General features: G+C 44.6%; 17 protein-coding genes. 16 read left to right on the top strand and 1 reads right to left on the bottom strand.

Features of this window, described 5'->3' with window-relative positions; genetic code table 11:
* Positions 1-123 precede the first annotated feature (123 nt).
* The gene (locus DESOR_RS26405) at positions 124-1,167 is read left to right on the top strand and encodes a hypothetical protein (protein ID WP_014187662.1); all 1,044 of its coding nucleotides are present in this window, start codon (positions 124-126) and stop codon (positions 1,165-1,167) included.
* A 2-nt stretch (positions 1,168-1,169) separates the two neighbouring features.
* Here DESOR_RS26405 and DESOR_RS26400 read toward each other — a convergent pair whose 3' ends face one another.
* The gene (locus DESOR_RS26400) at positions 1,170-2,015 is read right to left on the bottom strand and encodes an HDOD domain-containing protein (RefSeq protein ID WP_014187661.1); all 846 of its coding nucleotides are present in this window, start codon (positions 2,013-2,015) and stop codon (positions 1,170-1,172) included.
* 121 nt (positions 2,016-2,136) lie between these two features.
* Here DESOR_RS26400 and DESOR_RS26395 point away from each other — a divergent pair, with 121 nt between their 5' ends.
* From DESOR_RS26395 to DESOR_RS26325, 15 genes are all read left to right on the top strand, one after another.
* Positions 2,137-3,474: a sugar ABC transporter substrate-binding protein gene (locus DESOR_RS26395; RefSeq protein WP_014187660.1), complete on the top strand. Its 1,338-nt coding sequence runs from the start codon at positions 2,137-2,139 to the stop codon at positions 3,472-3,474.
* A 144-nt stretch (positions 3,475-3,618) separates the two neighbouring features.
* A complete protein-coding gene (gene uvrB / locus DESOR_RS26390; protein WP_014187659.1) occupies positions 3,619-5,679 on the top strand; it encodes an excinuclease ABC subunit UvrB in 2,061 nt (686 codons plus the stop codon).
* 8 nt (positions 5,680-5,687) lie between these two features.
* Positions 5,688-8,507: an excinuclease ABC subunit UvrA gene (gene uvrA, locus DESOR_RS26385; RefSeq protein WP_014187658.1), complete on the top strand. Its 2,820-nt coding sequence runs from the start codon at positions 5,688-5,690 to the stop codon at positions 8,505-8,507.
* A gap of 15 nt (positions 8,508-8,522) precedes the next feature.
* Positions 8,523-9,350: a Cof-type HAD-IIB family hydrolase gene (locus DESOR_RS26380; RefSeq protein WP_014187657.1), complete on the top strand. Its 828-nt coding sequence runs from the start codon at positions 8,523-8,525 to the stop codon at positions 9,348-9,350.
* A 53-nt stretch (positions 9,351-9,403) separates the two neighbouring features.
* A complete protein-coding gene (locus DESOR_RS26375; RefSeq protein WP_014187656.1) occupies positions 9,404-10,402 on the top strand; it encodes an alpha-hydroxy-acid oxidizing protein in 999 nt (332 codons plus the stop codon).
* Between the two features lie 94 nt (positions 10,403-10,496).
* Positions 10,497-11,456 (top strand): polysaccharide deacetylase family protein, encoded by a 960-nt coding sequence (locus tag DESOR_RS26370; protein ID WP_242832414.1) that lies wholly within the window; start codon positions 10,497-10,499, stop codon positions 11,454-11,456.
* A 696-nt stretch (positions 11,457-12,152) separates the two neighbouring features.
* The gene (locus DESOR_RS26365) at positions 12,153-13,922 is read left to right on the top strand and encodes a B12-binding domain-containing radical SAM protein (protein WP_014187654.1); all 1,770 of its coding nucleotides are present in this window, start codon (positions 12,153-12,155) and stop codon (positions 13,920-13,922) included.
* Entirely contained in the window at positions 13,906-15,096 is a 1,191-nt protein-coding gene (locus DESOR_RS26360) for a sugar ABC transporter substrate-binding protein (protein WP_014187653.1), read from the top strand. Before DESOR_RS26365 ends, DESOR_RS26360 begins: the two co-directional genes overlap by 17 nt.
* Positions 15,097-15,117: 21 nt before the next feature.
* Positions 15,118-16,011 (top strand): RNase adapter RapZ, encoded by an 894-nt coding sequence (rapZ, locus tag DESOR_RS26355; protein WP_014187652.1) that lies wholly within the window; start codon positions 15,118-15,120, stop codon positions 16,009-16,011.
* On the top strand, positions 16,008-17,381 hold the full coding sequence (locus DESOR_RS26350) for a gluconeogenesis factor YvcK family protein (protein ID WP_014187651.1): 1,374 nt from the start codon (positions 16,008-16,010) through the stop codon (positions 17,379-17,381). Before rapZ ends, DESOR_RS26350 begins: the two co-directional genes overlap by 4 nt.
* A 154-nt stretch (positions 17,382-17,535) precedes the next feature.
* A complete protein-coding gene (gene whiA / locus DESOR_RS26345; protein ID WP_014187650.1) occupies positions 17,536-18,480 on the top strand; it encodes a DNA-binding protein WhiA in 945 nt (314 codons plus the stop codon).
* Positions 18,481-18,530: 50 nt separating this feature from the next.
* Positions 18,531-19,931, top strand: coding sequence for an RNA polymerase factor sigma-54 (gene rpoN / locus DESOR_RS26340; protein ID WP_014187649.1), 1,401 nt, complete (start codon positions 18,531-18,533; stop codon positions 19,929-19,931).
* A gap of 418 nt (positions 19,932-20,349) precedes the next feature.
* Positions 20,350-21,930, top strand: a complete 1,581-nt coding sequence (locus DESOR_RS26335) for a Na/Pi cotransporter family protein (RefSeq protein WP_042331718.1) — start codon at positions 20,350-20,352, stop codon at positions 21,928-21,930.
* A 203-nt stretch (positions 21,931-22,133) separates the two neighbouring features.
* Positions 22,134-22,988, top strand: a complete 855-nt coding sequence (locus DESOR_RS26330; protein WP_042332819.1) for a carbohydrate ABC transporter permease — start codon at positions 22,134-22,136, stop codon at positions 22,986-22,988.
* A gap of 29 nt (positions 22,989-23,017) precedes the next feature.
* On the top strand, positions 23,018-23,884 hold the full coding sequence (locus DESOR_RS26325) for a carbohydrate ABC transporter permease (protein WP_014187646.1): 867 nt from the start codon (positions 23,018-23,020) through the stop codon (positions 23,882-23,884).
* Positions 23,885-23,982: the final 98 nt, after the last annotated feature.

The following is a 23,982-nucleotide window of genomic DNA, read 5'->3' as shown; positions in this document are numbered from 1 at the left end:
CTATACAAAACTGAGGAGTTTTGTATAGCCCTTATTATGTGTATTACGCTTGCCACTGGTTACCTTCCCGGCTCAATTTGCATAGACTACGCTGACCGAAAAAAACAACGGGGGTAACAAAGCATGAGAAATAAGAATGGAGTGCGACATTACTTTGCCGAAGGACTGACGACAAGAGGCTACATATCTCTCTTACCGAATATGATGCCAACTTGGAAACGGGTTTACGTCTTATTGGGAGGCCCTGGGACAGGAAAATCCACAATGATCAAAATTATTGGTCTTGAATTATTGGATCGAGGGTATGAGATTGATTTTTTGCGCTCGGTGCGTGATCCGGACTCCATGGCAGGGTTTATCATGCCTCGCATGGGTCTGGCAGTACTTGATGCCATGGAGGTTTCCCCCCTTCGTTGGCAGGCACCGGGTGTTGTTGAGAAATTCACAGACTTTAGCATGTTCTGCGACGAGGTAAAACTTGAGAGAGAACGTTCTTCCATCCTTGAGATGGAAAAGGCCCTTCAAGAGTTACAAATGACCTTGGAAGACGAGCTGGCTGCAGAGCTGGGATCTTTGTTAGGTTCACGAAGCACCAAACCTCTCAAGGACAAAGGAAATAGTTCCTGGATACTGGGAAATTCCGCTCAGCTTAAAGTAAAAAAAGAAAATACAGGACCATGGCCTTTAGCGGAAAATGCTCTTAAACTACTCCAAAAAAGTGTTGTAAATCCCTTTTTTTTGCATGGTTTGACTCCGGATGGCTGGTTGAATCTAGCCCCTCATTTTTTGGCGGACTTTGACCAGATCCGATTGGAAGGTGATGATACCTTAGATGCTCTGGATTGGGTATTGCGTGAAGCCCAGCAGTTAGGTCAATTAATTGAAATTGTTTTGCACCCTCTCAATCCCGATGATGTAATTGGAATAACATTTCCTGAACGCCATTTGGCCATTTGGCAAGGAAATCCGGAAAACTTGGAAGACCAGGGTTTAGCACGGCCCTTAAGCAAAACGTTGAAAGATACTCTATCGTCTTGGCACGCCTATCGCGCACAGCTTAAAGGGATTTATATGGATGCTGTCAATTTTGATCAAGTAGATACCTACCGGGAAACTGTACTCAACCAAATTTTATGTGATTTAAATAGCAAAGGTTGTAAAACTTAAACTTATAAACTGAACAAAGTTGGGTCTACAATGAACTCACCGAGTTCTGACATTAAACTCTCGAGATCCTCAGTTTTCAGGGATAGTTTGTCGAGAGCTTCTTGTTGTATGGGGTTTAATAAACTGTCTATACCGCCGCCGACTCCTAATAAACTGGCAACCCCGTTAGCGACATGAATAATATTGGCCAGTTCCGGATAACTAGGTGCCTCCGAAGGTGTATGATGGTAGGTAATAGCAGATACCAGATCTTCGGGGAGAAACCAGGTTCTTGCTAAGAATCCGCCGACGGTGGCATGGTTGTATCCTATAACTTTTTCTTCAAGTTCAACATAGGATAGTTTAATTTCTTTTACTTTTTCAACAAGGAAAGCGCCAACTTCCTGTACATAAATTGAGATGACCAGCTTGCCAATATCATGGAGCAGTCCGGCTGTGAAAGCAATGTCTCCAAAAGGAAGTTTTAGATGCTGACATAGACGCTTGGCCGTCATAGCTGTGAGCAAAGAATGCTGCCAGAGGCCTTCTTGTTCTATTTCATAGCCGGGTAAATTGCTTTTTAATAAAGGAGCGACAGCAGAAGCCATAGCTAATCCCTGAGTAACCTGAAAGCCGAGCATGACAATAGCTTCTTGAAGAGAAGAAATTCGCCGGGCATATCCATAGTAAGCAGAGTTTGCTTGTTTTAAGATACCGGCAGTAAGTGAGGGGTCTTTGGCTATGATAGTTTCAAGCTCTTTTACCGTTGTTTGAGGATTCTTAGTTAAGGCAATGACACGCAAAGCTGATGTGGGAAGAGGCGGAAGAGCTTGGACCCGTTTTAAGACATGCTCTAATTTAATAGTCAAATAAAAGCCCTCCTTAAAATATACGCACTGATAAGGGAAAATTTTCAACTGCATTTTTTATGACGACGAGGGGAAACTAATCTAAAGAATTGCATTAAGTACCCCGAAAGGAGTGAATGACATGTCAAAAAAATGGCGATTCTTGTTGATCATAATTCCTCTTTGTCTTAGTTTAACCATAACAGGCTGCAGTCTTCAAGATCTTTTAGGAAAAAATAAAAATAAAACAACTGCTAAAAAATCAAGTAAACCAATTATAGCAGTTTCCTTAAATGAAGAGGACCCCAATAAACTTCTTATCACTAAAGGAATTGATGATCTTGCTGAGAAGGAAGATGTAAAAATAAACTATGTAGGGCAATCAGATAGTGAGTCTCAGTTGAAAGATGCCAAGGTTTTAATATATCAGGGCGGGGACGCAAGTATCTTGCAAAAAACTCAATCTGAAGATATACCAATTTTAGCCTTAACCCAGCTTCCTTCAGGAATAAAACCCGAAGGAATCGTTATCCCGGATCAAGAAAAAACGGGTGAAATCATGGCTCAAACATTGTTAGGCAAAGTTTCTGAAGGTGATATTGTTATTCTTCAGGGGGATCCCAATGAAAGCGGGTCTCAGGCGCTGTTAGCAGGTAATAAAGCAGTTCTGAGCAGGTACCCCAAAATCACAATACATACAATTTCCAGTCCCCAAGGTACTGAATCAGTAGCAAGGACAAATTTAGTTGAGTTTCTTCAAAAGAATCCTGACAAGGTAAAAGGAATCTTAGCTCATACTGATAAGTTGGCTGCCCAGGCTAGTGAAGTATTGAAACAAGCTCAGCTGGATAAAACAGTTAGTTTAGTCGGAGGACAAGCTTCAATCTCATCTTTGCAGAGAATGGCAAACGGATCTCAGATAGGAGATGTGGATACTTCCCCATATCTGCAGGGGGCTAACGCCTATCAGTGGGCCCAAAAAATTATTAAGAAAGAGCCTTTGGAACTAAACCGCTCGCTTACCAGCGAACAAGGTGAAATACCGGCAAAGGTTATTGAAGTTAAAGCCGTAACACCAGCCAATCTATCCGTCATTCAAAAAAGCTATGCCAAAACCATTGAGAGTGCTGAACAAGCTCAGAAAGAGAAAGAAAAGGAAAAGGATCAATCCTCTGAAACTAAAAAAAGTGATAGTAATAGCAGTGATCAAGAAAAACAGGGTGATGAGCAAGGCGATAAAGGAGATAATAAGCAAAGCTCTGTACCTCCGGGCGTTGAGAAAGTCACGGAACATGTAAAAACAGAAACCACGCGAGATTATCTGGATGCCCAAGGGAAAGTGATCGGTACAGAAAAAACGGTTAATGAACAGGTGAAAACTGTTCCGCCGGATATGTTAACTCAACAAAAAGCAGAAGATAAAGAAAAAGATACCTCTAAAGAACAAGAAGGGGGTACGAAAGAAGAAAGCAAAAAATAGCTAAACACAAACACCCACCTAAAAAGTGGGTGTTCTTAATGCAGCTGGGAATAATAAGGTGGGGTTATTTTCATTTGTATAAGCCAGAGGCTCGATGTAAAATAAATAGAAAAGCTTATTAATATTTGAAAGGAAGACCGGAGCATGGAGTTTCGCATACATGCCCCTTACCAGCCTAATGGGGATCAGCCCCAGGCTATTGATGCTCTGGCTGAAGGGGTGAATAGGGGCTTGCCTAATCAGACTCTGCTGGGAGTTACAGGATCAGGCAAAACATTTACCATGGCCAATATCATAACCAAGGTTCAAAGACCAACTCTGATATTGGCCCATAATAAAACCCTCGCAGCCCAGCTTTACAGCGAATTCAAAGAATACTTTCCTGAGAACGCTGTGGAATACTTTGTCAGTTATTATGATTATTATCAGCCGGAGGCATACGTGCCCTCCAGTGATACCTTTATAGAAAAAGATGCCTCAATTAATGAGGAAATTGAGAAATTGCGCCACTCAGCAACGGCGGCTTTGCTGGAAAGGCGGGATGTTATCGTTGTAGCCAGTGTCTCTTGTATTTACGGTTTAGGTTCGCCGGAAGACTATCGGGATCTTGTTCTTTCCTTAAGAAGAGGACAGGTTGTGGACCGAAATGAAATTCTTCGCAAACTAATCGCCATTCAGTATGATCGTAATGATATTGCCTTTACAAGAGGAACATTCCGAGTACGGGGAGATATTGTAGAGATTTATCCGGCTTCTTCCAGTGAACAAGTGATTCGGGTGGATATGTTTGGGGATGAAATAGAACATCTTTACGAGATCAATGTGCTGACTGGGGAGATCTTAGGAGAACGTCACCATGTTTCAATTTTCCCAAATTCTCACTATGTAACAGCCCAAGAGAAGGTTATGGAGGCTGCAGCAAATATTGAGCTGGAGCTGGAAGAACAATTAAAGATTCTCAATTCCCAAAATAAGCTGTTAGAGGCCCAGCGTCTGGAACAGAGAACCCGCTATGATCTGGAAATGCTTAGAGAAATGGGCTATTGCAACGGAATTGAGAATTACTCCCGTCACTTAACCTTCCGTGAATCCGGAGAAACCCCCTATACCTTGCTGGATTATTTCCCGGAAGATTTTATTTTATTTGTTGATGAATCCCATGTATCCTTGCCTCAGGTGAGAGGGATGTATGAAGGGGACCGCTCACGCAAAACGACGTTGGTTAACTATGGATTTCGTTTACCCTCAGCGCTGGATAACCGCCCCCTGACCTTTGCTGAATTTGAAAGAGCCATTCATCAGAGCATTTATGTCAGTGCTACGCCGGGCCCATATGAAATAGCTCACTGTCCTAGTTTTGTAGAGCAAATCATCCGGCCAACGGGATTATTGGACCCGGAAGTCATCCTTCGGCCAACGAAGGGACAGATTGATGATTTGCTGGCAGAAATAAAAAAACGAATTGCTAAGGACGAACGGGTTCTGGTTACAACCTTAACAAAAAAAATGGCGGAAGACTTGACGGATTACCTCATCAATCTGGACATTAAGGTGAAATATCTCCATTCAGATATTAAAACCCTTGAACGGGTGGAAATCCTGCGGGAACTGCGCCTGGGTGAGATTGACGTCGTGGTGGGTATTAACCTGCTGCGGGAAGGTCTGGATTTGCCGGAGGTCTCTCTGGTTGCGATTCTTGATGCTGATAAAGAAGGGTTTCTTCGTTCTGACCGTTCCCTTATTCAGACCATCGGCCGGGCAGCTCGAAACGCTGAAGGTAAAGTTATTATGTATGGTGATAAAATTACTCACTCCATGCAGAATGCTATCGATGAAACCAACCGGCGCCGGGGAATTCAAATGGCTTGGAACGAAAGGTTGGGAATTACGCCGCAAACCATTCGCAAAGCAGTTCATGATGGGCCGGAAGCCACAAAAGTGGCTGAGACGAAAAAGAGTTACGGCAAAAAGCTTCCTCCTGAGGAACTGGATCAGCTCATTAAAACTCTGGAAGCCGAAATGCGGTTGGCAGCCCGGGACTTGGATTTTGAGCGTGCTGCTGAGATTCGAGACGCTATGATTGAGTTAAAGGGAGAAGAAAATAACTATAAAATGACTAGTCAACAAGGTAAAAGCAAAAGGAATAGTCACTACGATCACAGAACCCAGAAGAAACAAGTATCTTCTCGAAAAAGCAGGAAATGAGGCAAACAATGACTCAAGACTATTTACGAGTACGTGGAGCAAGGGCTCATAATTTAAAAAATATTGATATTGATATTCCACGAAACAAGCTGGTGGTGATCACCGGCTTATCGGGCTCGGGGAAATCATCCCTGGCCTTTGATACCATTTATGCAGAGGGACAACGGCGTTATGTAGAATCTCTTTCTGCCTATGCCCGGCAATTTTTAGGTCAGATGGATAAGCCTGATGTTGATTCTATTGAGGGTCTGTCTCCGGCCATATCCATAGATCAAAAAACGACAAACCGAAACCCTCGCTCTACCGTAGGCACAGCGACAGAAGTTTCTGATTACCTGCGTTTGTTGTTTGCCCGAATTGGACATCCTCATTGCCCTAAATGCGGGCGGGCAATTACTCAGCAAACCGTTCAGCAAATGGTTGATCAGTTAATGAGTTTTCCTGAGCGGACAAGATTACAGATCTTAGCCCCCCTCGTCAAAGGGAAAAAGGGCGAACATCAAAAGGTTTTTGAAGACGCCCGCAAGGCCGGGTATGTGCGTGTCCGGGTTGATGGTGAACCTCGGGATCTTAGTGAAGAAATTTCTTTGTCAAAAACTAAAAAACACACCATCGAAGTGGTCATTGATCGGATTTCGCTGAAACCGGAAAGCGCAGAGCGGCTGGCAGATTCCCTTGAAACGGCCCTGAAGCTGGGTGAGGGAAATGTCATAGCCGATATTATTGAGGGGGAAGAACTTCGCTTTAGTGAAAATTTTGCATGTCCCGATTGCGGAATTGCCCTTGAGGAAATCTCTCCCCGTCTTTTTTCCTTCAATAGCCCTTACGGTGCCTGCCCAGCTTGTACAGGGTTAGGGTCAAATCTTACTGTGGATATTGATCTGCTCATTCCCGATCGTTCTCTTTCTTTAGCTGCCGGGGCTATCGCTCCTTGGGTGAGGTCAACATCCACTTATTACCCTAAAATGATGGAGGCTGTGGCCCGTAATCTTAACTTTGAAACGGACACTCCCCTGCAAGAGCTTACTGAAAGTCAGTGGCAAGGGCTTCTTTACGGAACAGAGACCCCGATTACCTTTCAGTTTCATAATATTTTTGATCAGTTAAAAACTTATAATGCAAATTTTGAAGGATTAGTTCACTTATTCCAGCGCCGTTACCGTGAGTCGACTTCGGATGCGGTACGTACCGAAATCGAAGGGTACATGAGCGAACATCCTTGCCCGGAATGCCAAGGGAAACGATTAAAGCCGGAAGCTTTGGCGGTGAAGGTGGGCGGACTCTCCATTGATGATGTGTCTCGCCTGTCTATCTCAGAAGCCATCAACTTTATCAACCAATTAGTGCTTACCCCCAAAGAAGAAACCATTGCTCATCAGATTTTAAAGGAAATCAAGGAGAGACTGGGCTTTTTAGTCAATGTCGGACTGGATTATCTGACCATGGCCCGCTCTGCCGGTTCTCTCTCCGGCGGAGAGGCACAGCGGATTCGCCTGGCCACTCAAATTGGCTCAAGTTTAATGGGAGTCCTATATGTTTTAGATGAGCCGAGCATCGGGCTGCATCAGAGGGACAATGCCCGCTTGCTGTCAACTTTGGAGAGACTCCGCGACTTGGGGAATACCTTGATTGTGGTAGAGCATGACGAAGATACCATGGTTGCCGCCGATCATATTATTGATATTGGCCCTGGAGCAGGGGCTCATGGCGGACGAGTGGTAGCCGAAGGCCCCCTTGAGGAAATCAAGGTCAATAAGGAATCGGTGACAGGTCAGTACTTGAGCGGTGACAAGCAGATAGAAGTACCCAAGGAACGCCGGCAGCCTAATGGTAAGTGGCTGGAAGTGGCGGGTGCCCAAGAAAACAATTTAAAAGATCTTAACGTGCGTATTCCGCTAGGTCTGTTTACCTGTGTGACTGGGGTTTCCGGCTCAGGAAAAAGCACCTTAGTCAACGAGATTATTTATAAGGGATTGGCATCAAGACTTAGTCGTGCCAGGGTACGTCCGGGAGAGCACAAAGAGTTAAAAGGGCTGGAGTACCTGGAAAAAGTCGTGGATATCGATCAGTCCCCCATTGGCAGGACTCCGCGCTCGAACCCGGCAACCTATACAGGTGTTTTCGATTTTATCCGGGAACTTTTTTCCCTTACCCCTGAAGCAAAAATGCGGGGGTACAAGCAAGGCCGGTTTAGTTTTAATGTCAAGGGAGGACGCTGTGAAGCCTGCCGGGGTGATGGGATTATTAAGATTGAGATGCATTTTCTCCCTGATGTCTATGTGCCCTGTGAAGTTTGCGAAGGGAAACGCTATAATCGGGAGACTCTGGAAGTGCGCTATAAGGGTAAAACCATTTCTCAAGTTCTCGATATGACTGTGGATGAAGCGGTAGACTTTTTCCAGGTTGTTCAGAAGATCGCCCGCAAGCTCCAGACACTCCAGGATGTTGGCTTGGGTTATATTCGTCTGGGCCAGCCGGCAACTACCTTATCCGGGGGAGAAGCTCAGCGAATCAAGCTGGCCACAGAGCTGAGCCGGCGCAGCACCGGAAAAACCATTTATATTCTTGATGAACCGACAACAGGCCTGCATATGGCTGATGTGGATAAGCTCCTTCATGTTCTGCACCGTTTAGTTGATGGCGGAGATACCGTCCTGGTTATTGAGCACAATCTGGATGTTATAAAAACAGCTGACTGGCTGATCGATCTGGGCCCAGAAGGGGGCAATCGAGGCGGTGAGGTGCTGATTGCAGGAACACCTGAGGAAGTTGCTGCTTTCCCGGCCTCTTATACCGGGGAGTATTTGCAGCGCTATTTGAAGAATTAGGAGGTGAACGGGAGGTTGGCGATTCGTTTAGTTGCTATGGATCTTGACGATACCTTGCTTAGGGATGACTGGACAATTTCTCCCCGAGTGGTAAAAGCTATTCTTAAAGCCCGGGAGCAGGGAGTGAAGGTGACCTTTGCCACCGGCCGTATGCCCATTTCTACGCGGCCTTATGCTGAGAAATTAGGGTTGGATTTACCGGTCATTACCTATCATGGGGCCATGATTCAGCAAGCTGTCAGCGGGGATATCCTGTATCGGCAAGTTATTTCCAGCCCCCTCTCCACTGAGCTGGTGAGAGATTTGGCTGAGAAGGGCATCTATTCTCAAATCTATCTTAAGGACCGGGTTATTGCCCAGACACTTAATGAATGGTCCCAAGAGTATGCCCGGATAGCCCGTGTTAACATTGAAGAAGCGGACCTGGCCAACATACTTTCCCAAGAACCTGAAGGAGTGGAAAAAATTCTGGGCATCGCCGGGGAAGCAGATTTGGATCAATTACGGCCCTTACTGCATCAGCGTTATGGAAACAAGGTTCATATTACGAAATCTAAACCCCATTTTCTAGAAATTGTAGAACGTTCCGTTAATAAAGGGGTCGCTTTAGCCTATCTGGCCAAAGGGTTTGGGATTCTCCAGCAAGAGGTCATGGCCATTGGGGACAGTCTTAACGATTTAGAGATGATCCAGTATGCCGGAGTAGGGGTAGCTATGGGTAATGCCCGTCCGGAAATCAAAGATCAGGCGGACTTTGTAACAGCTAGCAATGAGGAAGATGGGGTGGCAGAGGCTATTGAACGGTTTGTCCTGAAGCCAGGCGCAGGCCAAGATTTCGAATAGACTCCCGGCACAAAAATTTATCAATTTGAATAATTATAGTGGAGGAATAAGTAATGAACTACAAAACAATGCGTCAGACTGCTCGAGAGAAAATAAAGGGATTTTGCCGGGTTTGTCCTGAATGTAACGGCAAAGCCTGTGCAGGTGAAGTTCCGGGTATGGGGGGAGCGGGGACAGGGGCCTCCTTCAAAAATAATGTTGAAGCCTTAGCCGGTTATCGCATTAATTTACGGACTCTTCATGGTGTAAAAAAACCGAGTACTCAGCTGAAATTATTTGGCCAGGAATTAAAGACGCCGATCATTGGGGCTCCCATTACCGGCAATAATTTTAATATGGGCGGAGCCTTAAGTGAAGAGGAATGGGCAGAAGCGATGATCCAAGGCTGTTTGAGCTCAGGGGCTCTGGGGTCCACGGGGGATGCTCCTGATCCGGCAATGTACAAAGCGGGGGTTGAGGTTATTGCCAAGGCTCAAGGTCAAGGAATCCCTTTTATGAAGCCTCGTGAACTGGCTGAATTGAAGGATTATTTTAGTCAGGCTGAAGAGGCAGGGGTCATTGCTGTAGGGATGGATGTTGATGCTGCAGGACTTGTCACCATACCTGTCAGTCCAAAAACTAAAGAAGAGATGAAAGAGATTATTGACAGTACATCCCTGCCCTTTATCATTAAAGGAATTATGACAGTGGATGAGGCTGAGATAGCAGTTGAGGTTGGAGCAGCAGGGATAGTGGTCTCTAATCATGGTGGAAGAATGCTTGACCACACACCTGGAACTGCCGAAGTTTTGCCGGAAATTGCAGCTGCAGTTGCCGGCAGAATCCCGGTAATTGTCGATGGCGGAGTCCGCACAGGTATCGATGTGTTAAAAATGTTAGCTCTTGGCGCAGACGCTGTTATGATCGGCAGGCCACTGATTATTGCCGGTTATGGCGGCGGAGCTGAAGGTATTGCCCTGGCTGTAAGGAGAATGACCAATGAGCTGAAACAGGCCATGATCTTAACAGGCTGCCAAAGGTTAGATGATATCAGCATAGATGTATTGTTTTAAACCCTTGGTTTTTAGCAAGCTTTGAAAGTGGGCAGACAGCATGTGGATAAAACATAAACGATGGCGATTAGCAGGTGTATTTTTAATACTTCTGATGAGCATCTATTTGAATGGATGTCAAAAAGATGAACTGCCCGCAGAAACGGTTCCCCCATCCGGCACCTCCGACTCTTACCAGCAGCCAGAACCGGCAAGCCAGGAGACAGATATTCCCCAAACTCCGGAAACCTACCCTATCCCTCCTAAGACAGAAACTATTCCTGATTCTTCAAATCAAAGAAATTCGGAGGAAAGTACTACTAACTCCGGGATTTCAATAGATCCTCCCGGTACACCGATTCATCCTTTTTATGGTCTGGACGGCACTCCTCCCAGTGCTCCGGGACTAGCGATGCAGAGAAGAACATTTGACGCGGAGCCGGATAAAATTGCCTACCTGACCTTCGACGATGGTCCTTACCCTGAGTCAACGCCTCGCATTCTGAAGATTTTACAGGACGAGGGTGTGAAAGCAACTTTTTTTGTCTTAGGGTCTCAAGTTGACAAGTACCCGGATCTTTTGAGGGCTGAGTTTGAGCAAGGAGAGGGGATTGGAAATCACACGTACTCTCACGATTACAGTTCGGTTTATCCAAGTCCGAGCCCTACGCCAGAGGCCTTTTTAGCAGAAATTAGACAGGCGGAAGACGTTATCTTTAAAACCATAGGAATTCGCCCTAAAATTATTCGGGCACCCGGCGGAACTCAGAATCATTTTCATATCAATTACTACAATGCCCTGGACGCTGCCGGTTACTTGGTCTATGACTGGAATGTCACCTGCGGCGATGCATCTGCCCCAGTAGTTCCGGCAGAGCAGCTCATTGAAAATATTAAAACTCAAGTCCCTAATAAGCCTCGGGTTATTATTCTAATGCACGATACAAAGGTTAAAACCACAACCATTGAGGCACTCCCGCAAATCATAGAATTCCTTAAACAACAAGGGTATTCTTTTGGAGTAATAACAGAAAAAGTAGCCCCAATCCTTTTCCCCGGAGGCTTTAACAGTTAAAGCTCATATAATATATATATTTAATATATATTTAAAAAAACGGCGTCAAAATAAGGCGCCGTTTTAGCATTTTTTGTCCTCTGCTGGTGCACTTTAGCAGTGGCATGGGCGGTTACTTTGAAAAATTAATAGTCTTGAAAGCATTGCCCTAACAGGAAAAAGCGTCCTCCCAAGGTCCCCAAAAACATGCATTAAACGAACCTCTAGACCCGAAAGCAAGGGCAGCTTCGTCCACAGGAGTGAACCCATTGCATGGAGAGCGGTAAAAGCCCACAAGACGGCGCGGGGAAACGGAGCCACGGGTTCACATCAGGTACTACCCGGAGGTTTGGCGAAGTCCCGCACCGGCGAGTGGGCGAGTCTCGGAATGCTGGGTGAGCGGATGTGGCGAAGCCGCCCGACCTGGGAGTACTATCTTTTTTATACTGTGCTGGCGCCGCCATAGCAGCGGCATAATATTAAATCACAAAAAAGCAAACATAATTTGAATAAATTTCCAATAGTATTACTATAAAAAGTTATAGTAGCCCTCCTAAATAAATTATATAAGGATATATTTAGCCACTGTTCACAGTATACAGGATAGGTTTGCGGATGAAGGATTTTGAGAGGATATTTAAGTCTTGAGAAATTGGCATAACAATTGCAAAGGGGACGGTAAACCGCTATACTTAAAGCAAAGGGGGTTGTCGATTTTTGCGTATTCTTTTGGTTGCCCTCAATGCCAAGTATATTCATACAAATCTTGCGATTCGGTACTTGCGTGAAGAGGTTAGCAAGGTATATTCAGAGGTTTTGCTGCGCGAATTTAGTATTAATGATCATCTCGACCGAGTTGCTGGAGAAATATTCGAAATTAAAGCAGATATAATCGGCTTTTCGTGTTATATATGGAATTTAAAGGAAACTTTGGCGCTGGTCAGACAACTGCGGCCAGTTTGCCCTGAAGTTCGATTTGTAATCGGTGGTCCGGAAGTATCCTTTGAGGCAGAAGAATTTTTGCTGGACCATCCGGAGGTTGATGCCCTTGTTATGGGCGAAGGTGAGAAATCTTTTCTTGAATTGCTGCAGACTTGGCAGGAGGGACATGATCCTTCACAAGTCCCAGGCCTTGCCTGGAGGTTTGATGGACAAATTATAGTTAATCCTCCTTCGCCAAAGGCATTAAGCTTAAATGATTTACCATTTCCTTATGGAGAAGAGGAGGATTTCACCGGCAGGCTGGTTTATGTTGAAACAACCAGAGGATGTCCCTTTAACTGTCAGTATTGCTTGTCTTCAACCTTTCAGGGGGTCCGTTTTTTGGATCCAGAAAGGTTTCGAAAAATGCTGCGCTGCCTTTTTAAAAATGGTGCCCGAACCATAAAATTCGTGGATCGAACCTTTAATGCTAATAAACGTCATGCTATGAGAATATTGGATATTGTACGTGAGGAAAGTGTGAACCACCCTGATACTCAGGAGATAAGGGTTCATTGTGAAATGGCAGGAGACTTATTAGATGGGGAATGGATGGAATATTTTCGAAACTATCCCCGGGGTCTAATTCAATTAGAAATTGGCGTCCAATCCACTCACCGGCCGACACTGGAAATTGTCTCACGACCGCAAAACTTTGAAAAATGGAGCCAATATATCTCAGAGATGAAGGCTTTTGGGATACCCCTTCACCTGGACCTGATTGCCGGGTTACCGGAGGAAGATTGGCAAACCTTCGGAAAATCCTTTAATGAGGTCTATACAGTAGCCCCTGATATGCTGCAGCTGGGGTTTTTGAAAGTACTAAGAGGATCAGGCCTGCGCCTGCAAAGCATGCGTTATGGGCTGGTATTTGCACCGGATCCTCCCTATACCATTTTAGCTACGAAGGTACTGTCTTATAGTGAGCTGCTTCAATTGCAGCGTATAGAAGATGTGCTTGACAGATATTATAATTCGGGGAAATTCAAACATGCTTTAGGGATCATAACGACCCTTTTTTCAACGCCCTTCGATTTTTACCATGAGTTTGCAGAATTTTGGCAGCAAAAGGGCTGGTTTGGCCGTCAGTGGCAGGGGAAAGCACTCTTTGATAAACTTTGGGAATTTCTTCGGGAGTTATCTGAAGAAAAGCTAGGGACAGACCCGTTTTCGTGGTCTAGAATCAGAGATGCCTTGCGCTTTGATTATTATCTTTGGGAACGTCCCAATTATATCCCGGATTATCTTCAATATCATGGTCTGAAAGGCACTATGGATTCGGAAGTTTGGAAAACGACCTCGGAAGAGATTCGCAAGAGTTCTTATTGGGAGAGTGTCATTCCGGAACGAATAGGAATGGATAGGCGTCAGTGGTTCCGCAATACGGCCGTTGCCTACTTTACAGCGGAACTGGACAATGATGAAGAATCGAAAAAACAGGGTTGGTATCTTTTTCACTATCAACAAGGGAAGGTTAAGGCTTATCGTTATGATGAAGAAGGGTAAGATATTAAAGCGATGGTCTTTAATATTGACCATAGTTATGTTTATCAGCGGCTGTTCTTCGGCTCCGCAGACAGGACAACCTGGCGGGCCGGCTCCGGCTGTTGTGGATATATGGCATTCTTTGCAAGGGGCAGAGTTCAATACCTTGGAAAAACAAGTTCAATCCATCGAAAAGACACATCCGGAAGTGATTGTTAAGCTGAATTACGTTCCGGAACAAAACTTTGCAGCCAGCGCCTACCAAGCTGAGGCAGGCGGAGAAGGACCGGAAATGTTTATCGCTTCCCGGGAAACAATTCATCAGCTTTATGGACAAGGAGCCTTAGCACCGGCAGCTTATATTGATGAAGCAAGTTTTCCTGCCGCCTTAGCTGCCTTTCGATTTAGCAAGACAGAGTATGCCCTTCCTTGGCTGACGGATATTCCTTTGCTTTATTTTCGAACGGATACAGCAACTGTTCCCGCTGATTTGTCAGAACTGTTTTCTGCTAATGGAGTTTCCTTGGTTTCTCCGGACACAGCATCATTGTCTGCGTGGTGGAATGGGCAGGGAGGGCGCTTGATGAATGGCGGAAAACCCAGTTTAAATGATGCCGCTAATCTAGCCTTTCTTCAGCAGCTCTTGACATGGCGGAATTCAGCCCTTTTTCGCATTGATCCCTCTGCTCTAACAGCATTTGCCAATGGACAGACACCGTATTTAATTGCCGGAGCCAGTTCGGCCAAATACTTAACTCAATTAAATGTTCCCTGGGGGAGTATACCTCTCTCAGATTTGCTGGGCGGGCAGGGGCAGTCTTTAATCGGCAGAACCTTAGGCATTGCCAATTCGGCCATTAAAACAACGCCGGGGACGACAGCTGCTATACAGACGGTGGAAAAAGCCTTGCTCACACCGGAAGTTGAGGGGGCAATGGTGGAAGCAGGACAATTGCTCCCAGCTAATAAAAGCTATTATGAACGTCCAGAAGCTCAGAAAGGCGTTTTTCCTCAAGCAAGTATTGCTCTTTCCAAGGCTTGGGTTTTGGAGGGGAACACCTATGAATGGAAGCTGATTCCCCTGCAAGATGCAGCTTGGAGTGATGTCCTATCAGGGGGCACTGCCCCTGAGGAAGCGCTAAACAATGCCCAGGAGCAAGCTGGAAAAGTTTTATCAGTAAAAGGGCAATCATAAGATAGAAGAGGAGGTGAAACGATGAATAAACAAGGCTTAGAGCTTATTGTCATTACAGGCTTATCCGGCGCCGGGCGGACTCAGGCTATGCAAAGTCTTGAAGATCAAGGTTTTTTTTGCGTCGATAATCTGCCCCCTACTTTTCTGGTCAAATTCGCGGAACTTTGTGCTCAATCCAGAGGCAAAGTTTCCAAAGCAGCCATCGTTTGTGATTTGCGCGGCGGAGAATTCTTTTCGTCCCTCAGTGAGGCCTTAAGCAATTTGGAAAAAGAGGGATTTAATATTGAAGTCCTTTTCCTGGATGCATCCGATGAGACTTTAATTCGCCGTTACAAAGAATCCCGGCGCAGGCATCCCCTTTCTCCTCGCGGACGGGTCTTAGACGGAATTCAGGCCGAACGGCAACAGTTAGAGGAACTGAGAATCAGAGCCGATAACATTATCGATACATCGAACTTAACGGCTTCACAATTGCGGACCAAAGTTGCAGAGCTTTTCTGCAAATCCCAAGGGTTGGGACAAATGGCTGTCTCAGTAGTATCCTTTGGCTTTAAATATGGAATTCCTATGGATTCCGATTTGATCATGGATGTGCGCTTTCTTCCTAATCCCTTTTATGTGGAATCCTTACGTCCTTTAACGGGAGAGCATGAACTGGTGCGGGAGTACGTTTTCGGCAATCAAATGGCACAAGATTTCATGGAAAAGTATTTGGACTTATTAGAGTATATCCTGCCTAAATATATCCGTGAAGGAAAAACACATTTGGTCATTGGCATTGGCTGTACAGGAGGTCAACATCGTTCTGTAGCTATTGCCGAACGAGTAGGGAGTTTTTTGAAAGAACATGATTATACTATTAACATCAAACACCGGGACGCTGCAAAAAACCAAAAGCGTGGACTAGCGCAATGAACCCAAAAAGGTATGAAATAATCTATAGATACCTAAAATGGCTTTATCCTGATATTAAAGTGAAGCGGTGGTTTCTCTTAGCTGTTCTGGGAATATTTCTGTTTGCAACAGGTTTTTCAGTGATGAACGACGGTGTAGCAATCGGCTACGCTGAGCTGCAGTTTCGAGAAGTTATTTATCGATTGACCGGAAGTACAAAGGAGATAACCATACCCACGGGAGCTATTATCAGCGCTGTAGGTATTTTGGCAATTATCATTGGTTTTAAACAAATGCTTAATTCGATTATTTCCTCCGTGTTGCCAGAAAATGAGCTGAGGATTGTGGACAGAATATATTCTCGCCATCATTTGCGAAGGGGACCAAAGATTGTTGTTGTAGGCGGTGGGACAGGACTTTCCGCTTTGTTAAGGGGGCTTAAACAATATACCTGTAATCTTACAGCGATTGTTACGGTTTCTGATGACGGAGGAAGCTCTGGGAAGCTGCGCAATGAACTGGGCATACAACCCCCGGGGGATGTGCGCAATTGTATGGTCGCTTTGGCAGAGACAGAGGAAATCATGGACACCCTTTTCTCATATCGTTTCGAAAGCGGAGCGCTAAAAGGACATAGTTTAGGAAACTTACTTTTGGCGGGATTGACGGATACCTTTGGTGATTTTCAAAAGGGAATTGAACAAGTAAGCAAAGTCTTTGCTCTGCGGGGTAAAGTATTTCCTACAACGTTGGATCAAGTTGTTTTAATGGCAGATTTGGAGGATGGGACCCGTGTCGTAGGAGAGACCTCCATTAGGGCTACTGAGGGGAAAATAGAGAGGGTCTATCTGGAACCAAGTGACTGTACTCCATTGCCTGATGCTATACAGGCAATCGAGGAGGCGGACCTTATTGTACTGGGGCCGGGAAGCCTTTATACAAGTGTTTTGCCCAATTTATTGGTTACAGGACTGCGGGAAAAAATTCGAGAAGCAAGCGCACCTTGTGTTTATGTCTGCAATGTTATGACGGAGAAGGGGGAGACAGACGGGTATAAAGTCTCCGATCATCTCCAAGCGATTATTGACCATTGCGGGACGGATTTTGTTGATGCGGTGCTTGCTTCACGGGGGGAAATTACCGCACCCTTATTAAAACGCTATAGCCAAGAAGATGCTGCTCCGGTTGCAGCAGATCCCAAAATGGTACAGCATCTAGGTGCTAAGTATTTTGAAGCGAATTTGGTCCAGGAAAGGAATGTTGTACGCCATGATTCGGATCGCTTGGCGAAAGAATTAATTCGCCTCCTCTTTCGTTTAAAGCCTATCGGAGAACGAATTGCTCTCGTTGACTCCTATTTGCTTACCCGGAAGCTCCGAAAAAATTCCTAGGTACCCTTTAAGATAAAAAAGGAACTCACTTTATCCAAGACGGGCAGCCTGCAATTAAATAAATTCGATAATTTTGAAATTGGTGAATTACTCGAGATTTAGCAGCGAACCACGAATCTCGGACCTTGAACCATGATAAGAGGGGGACTGGAGAATGTCTTTTAGTGCTGTTACAAAGGAAGAGCTTGCTCGTCTTAGCGACCAGAAATCCTGTTGTGATTTAGCGGAACTGGCAGCTTTAGTCCGAATGGACGGAACCCTCCAGATAAGTGCTCATCATCAATATACTTTGAACGTCATCACAGAGAGTGCACCTGTGGCACGTAAGATTTATCGCTTAGCTAAAGATGTTCTCAAGCGTCAAGTTGAAATTGTCGTTCGCCGCAAGCTTAGATTGCGTAAGAACAATTCCTATTTAGTGAGAATTCATCCCCGTGGCTTGGCCGACCTGAAAAATTTGGGGCTAATGGATGAAGACGGTCAGATTTACCCAGGAATTGCTCCTAATCTTATTAAAAAGAGGTGTGATCAAAAAGCCTATTTGCGAGGAGCCTTTTTAGCAGGAGGTTCCATCAACAATCCTGAGGGAACCTATCATCTTGAAATTGTCAGTAATGATGAACAACATGCCCTGGCTTTGTGTCAATTGATTAACAAATTTAAATTACGAGCAAAAGTAAGCATGCGTAAAAACTGGTATGTGGTTTATCTCAAAGAAAGCGAACACATCGTAGATTTTCTCGGCTTCATCGGAGCTCATCATGCCTTATTGGAATTTGAAAATGTTCGGGTTCTTAAAGATGTGCGTAATCAAGTGAATCGACTGGTAAATTGTGAGACTGCCAATTTGGACAAAATTGTCGATGCTGCAGTACGGCAGCTAGAGAACATCCAATATATTGCGGATACCGTTGGCTTACAATCCTTGCCTTCTACATTAAGAGATATTGCTGAGCTGCGTTTGAAATATTCGGAAGCCAGTTTAAAGGAACTTGGTGAAATGCTAAATCCAAAGGTGGGCAAATCCGGCGTGAATCACCGAATGAGAAAAATCGACGAATTTGCAAATCAGATTAGGAACCAAAGACTGGGAACTTAAAATAAAGTACTAGTAAGATAGTTTTAGATTGAGTTAAAGGGGGGAATAAGGTGCGGTTAGGTTATGGTTTGAGTCTCGAGCAAACTCAAAAACTCATTATGACTCCAGAATTGCGCCAAGCAATTACGATTTTGCAGTTATCCGCACTTGACCTTTCCACGTACGTTGAGGAGCAGCTCTTAGAGAATCCCTTACTGGAAAATTTAGAAGAAAGTGCGGATACCAAGGGGGATACAGAGCCTTCGGCTGCAGAAGAGACCCCGGCTAATGACAAATGGGAAATGGACTGGCAGGACTATTTCCATGATCAGGAGGAAAACCGGGTTCGCCAAGAACGAGTAGCTCCGGAAGATAAGGAACGCTATGATCCTTTTATTGCAGCTGCGCCAACACTTTTGGAGCATTTGCTCGAACAACTCCATGTTCAAAAGTTTACTGTTTCTTTAGAAGTTGCTGAGTATATTGTCGGGAATCTCAATGATAAAGGATATCTGACCTTATCCACAGAAGAAATAGCTCGTGAACTTGAGGTTCCGCTGGCTGAGGTTGAAAAAGTGTTGAAAGCTGTCCAGAGTCTGGATCCCTTGGGGGTAGGTGCCCGCAATTTAGAGGAATGTCTTTCTTTGCAATTGCCCCTGATTGAAAACTGTCCTTCAGAATTACCGGAGTTTTTGAAGCACTTGGAGGATTTGGCATCCGGACGCCTGCAGCGAATTGCCCATGCTTTAAAAATCTCTCTAAGTAGGGTTCAAGAGCTGGCAGATTTAGTCCGAAAACTGGACCCCAAACCCGGGCTGCGCTTTTCAGGCCCTGGGGAAGTGCGCTATATCGTTCCGGATGTCGTCATAGAAGAGATCGAAGGAGAATTCATTATTCTCGTTAACGACATTACCGTTCCTCGCTTAGGAGTGAATAAAGCTTATAAGGATGCTTTAAGCCAAGATGAGGGAACGGATATCCGTAAATTTGTTGAGCAAAAATTAAATGCAGCAGCTTGGCTAATACGCAGTATTGAACAGAGACGATTAACCCTCTATAAAGTAGCGGATGCCATTGTGAAGTGGCAATCGGAGTTTCTGCGCAACGGAATTCGCTATTTAAGGCCCCTTACCTTAAGAGATATTGCCGAGGAAATTGGCGTTCATGAGTCCACAGTCAGCCGGGCTACGGCTCATAAATATGTTCAGACTCCCCGGGGAATTTTTGAGTTTAAATTCTTCTTTGCCAACAGCATGGGCCGGGGCAACCAAAATGACTCAGGTGTGACAACCGATGCTATCAAATTGGTTCTTCGCGATATCATTGCTTCTGAAAACCCCAAAAGCCCATATTCCGATCAAAAATTGGCGGATATGCTAAAAGCGAGAAATATGGAGATATCCAGGCGAACTGTCGCAAAATACCGGGATGAGCTAGGAATTGCGGCAACGTCGGTTAGGAAGAGATATTAGAAAATTGTTGATAAATTCTGAGAATGCGTATATTATTAATGTTAGCTAACTAGCCATATCCTCAAAGGGATAGTTAAGTTGATATTAAGGCTGGAGTTTTAGAGAAAGCCGCAAATTTATCTGTTTAAAAAAACAGGTTTATTTGGGGCTTTTTTTTATTACTATCCTGAAAAATTCATCCCTTAAAATGCCTCCCAAACCGTTCTAAAGGGACCGTTGACCCCAAAGCTAGGGCGAAGCCGACCCTACCCGGGAGCACTCTCCTTTCATCATCTGATGGTGCTGTATCGGCGGCATGGGGATCATAAGTGAGACTTTTGAATAGAATAATAGGGTTACGGACTGAGAAAAAGGGAGTTGAAATCAGATAAGTATTGTTGGTACAATTTTGGTTTTTTTGGGTGGGCTAGGCCTTTTTATGTATGGAGTGCAAACCACCTCAGATGCCTTACAGAAATTTGCAGCACATCGTCTGAAACAAATTCTTCAATCACTCACCAAGAAACCTTTCATGGCGGTTATGTTGGGTATCATCGTGACAGTTGCCTTCCAAAGCAGTGCGGCAACTACGGTTTTAGTGGTAGAGTTTGTTAATGCCGGCATGATGAATCTCGGACAAGCGTTGGGGATTGTCTTAGGCTCAGCAGTAGGTACGTCTATTTCTATTCAATTAATAGCTTTTCAAATTCTTGATGTCGCTTTAGGGGCAATCTTTATTGGCTTTGTTTTGTATTTTTCAGGCAAGAAGCAAGGGAGGCATTTAGGGCATTCTTTAATCGGCTTCGGAATCATCTTTGTTGGGATGTCTAACATGTCCGCTGCTTCGGCGCCCCTGCGCAATATTCCTGAGGTTTATTACTTTCTTTCACAACTGGGTGCCCATCCCATTCTGGCCATCCTTGTCGGTCTTATATTGACGACGGTGATTCAGAGCAGCACAGCGATTTTTGCCATTATGATGTCCCTTGCCGGACAGGAGCTTTTAAGTCTGTCTGCAATAGTTCCTTTAGTCCTGGGCTCACATATTGGAGGGACCATTACCACACTGCTATCAAGTTTAACTACTCAGAAGATGGATGCTAAACGAACAGCCATTGCCAATACCGGGTATAAAGTAGCTGCAACTATCTTGGTTTTTCCTTTTCTATCCCAATTCGCTGATCTCATACAATGGACAACAAACAATTTACAGCGGCAGGTTGCCAATGCCCATTTGCTCTTTGCCCTTTTCATGATTCTATTGTTCTTTCCCTTCAATAACTTTATTGCAAAGCTTTTAAAGCGTGTGATTCCCGATCGCCAGGGCAAAGAGGCTCCCTTAAAGTTTCAAGTTATTGATGAAGTATCCTTGGAAGTTCCCGCAGTTGCTCTTAAACAAGCGGATGGGGAGATTCGGGCCTTAGCTTCCTTTATTTACTCAAAAATGATGCTCAAAATTCCTGAAGCACTTTTAGCAAAAAGTAATGATTGGGCTGAAGACGTTGAAAAGGCTGAAGAGGGGGTGGATTGGTATTACAGGCATACCATGCGTTTTTTAGCAGTCCTATCACAGAAAGGACTTACGGATGAGCAGGCAGAAGAAAGTATGAATATTCAATTTATAGCTAAAGAATTGGAGTATATCGGGGATGCTCTAATGGCTATGGTCCAAATAACCAAGAAATTGCATCGTGAAAACCTCCAGCTTCCTGAAGAAAACTGGGAGGTTTTAAATGAATTGTACACTCAAGTGACAGAACACTTTGCCGCCGTCATGGAAGCTTTAACAACCTGGGATTCACAGAAGGCGGCGGAAGTCATTCGTGAACATCCCGAAACCACTCGCATACAAAGAGATTTGCAATTTAACTTTCTTGCTCAATCACCTCTAGATGGTCTGGAAAGAGACTTAAAGATGGAAGAAAAACGCCGCTATATTACCTTGGACTTAATTCATCTCATGTATCAAGCGGATGAGCATACGGTGAATATTGCCAAAGTTGTTATGGGAATTGTCTGAGAAATTGTAGAGTTTTGCCAATTTAACATAGAACTTACAATACCGTAACAAGGAAGCAATACATCAGTGTTATGATAAAAAATGCCAGAATAAAGAGGAGGAGGTATACCCTATTGCTCAAAACAGCGGTACTTACTAAGCCGGAAATAAAGAAGGGAAGCCCCCCGAAAAAAAGCCGCAGCCGCACCGGAACCTATACCGGCATCACAGCCTTATTGTTTGCTTTACCTGCTCTAATACCTTTGTTTGTTTTTTGGGTATGGCCCATGGTGTATTCCCTGTACTTAAGTTTCACGGACTGGGATTTTATCAGTCCAAAGTATAATTATGTTGGTTTGGCGAATTACTCTAATTTATTAAATAGCAGGGAGTTTGCTGACGTCCTTTGGAATACTCTCTATTTTACCGTCGGCAGTGTGGTGCCGACCTTAATTGGCGGACTAGCTTTGGCTCTGCTGCTTAATCGCAAGCTTAAAGGAATAGGACTTTACCGGACGATTCTTTTTTCCCCTTGGGTTACTCCCACCGTTGCTGTTTCGATTGTCTGGTCGTGGATCTTTGAGCCGGGTGTCGGGCTGGCTAATTTCTTACTGAGTCTCGCTCATTTGCCGAAGCTGCAGTGGATGCAAAGCAGTACTTGGGCTATGCCGGCAATCCTCATCGTAACTATTTGGAAAAGTGTCGGCTGGGCAATGATTTTCTATCTGGAAGCATTGCAAAAAGTTCCCCAGGAATTATACGAAGCAGCGGATATTGAAGGAGCCGGTGCCTGGACCAAGCTGAGAAAGGTAACCTTACCCTTAATTTCTCCCACAACCTTCTTTCTGGTCATTATTAATACGGTCAATGCCCTGCAGGCCTACGATCAGATTCAGGTTCTGACTCAAGGAGGTCCGGCAGGTGCGACAAGGACCATTCTTTACATGTATTATCAGGCGGCTTTTGAACAGTTTAACATGGGACAGGCTACAGCCATTGCCACAGTATTAGTATTACTGACGGTGGTTCTTTCTATCATTCAATTCGTGTTAGCCCGCAAGTGGGTTTATTATCAATAAAAAACTCAGGATTAATAAGGGGTGATAACTTGGTAAAACATAAAGTACAGAAAAGACCCGGAATAACATCGGCTAAATGGGGAGATTTAACAGCTCATCTTTTCCTCATAGCCCTTAGTCTCATTGTGGCTTTTCCTTTTATCTGGATGGTGACAAGCGCTTTAAAGACCAGAGATGAGATATGGATGTTTCCTCCTAAGCTTTTACCCCAAGTTCCACAATGGCAGAATTTTATGGAAGCTTGGCATGGAGCGCCTTTCGGCCAGTATGTGTTTAACAGCGTTTTCACAGCGGGCTGCATTGTGGCAATTCAAATTATCAATTCCTCCATGATGGCTTATGTCTTAACTCAATTAAAATTTCGGGGCAGAAATTTGCTGTTTGCTCTGATTATGGGAACTTACATGCTGCCTGTTGCGGCTACATACGTACCTAGTTATGTGATTTTGGGGAATCTTAATTGGCTGGATACTTACCGGGGGTTGATCATTTCCAATGCTACCAGTGTCTTTGGTATCTTTCTCATGCGTCAGGCCTTTCTGCAAGTGCATCGAGAAACCGTGGAGGCAGCATTGTTAGATGGTGCAGGACATTGGACCATATTATGGCGTATTTTTATGCCAATTTCCAAAACAACGGTAGTAACCTTTGGTTTAATTAGTTTTGTGACAAACTATAACAACTATTTATGGCCGATGTTAATTACCAAAAGTGAAAATATGCGTTTAGTGACGCAGGGACTCCGCCAGTATTTTATCGGAGGAGGGGCCTATGGGCTTAATTGGCCACAAATTATGGCGGCAAGTACCTTTACCATTGCCCCCTTGCTGATTGTTTTCTTCCTGGCCCAAAACTGGTTTATGAAGGGAATTGGAGATACAGGGATCAAAGGTTAAGGCAGGGGAAAGATCAGGGACATAAAGATCTTAGATAAAGTGACAAGGGGGTGTGGCTGGCCGGCAAGCATACCTGGCCCAATTAGAAATGCTCAGAG

The organism is Desulfosporosinus orientis DSM 765, from assembly GCF_000235605.1.
Lineage (GTDB): Bacteria > Bacillota > Desulfitobacteriia > Desulfitobacteriales > Desulfitobacteriaceae > Desulfosporosinus > Desulfosporosinus orientis.
Note: the sequence above shows the minus strand (reverse complement) of the source record. Positions and strands in the feature narration are given on the sequence as shown.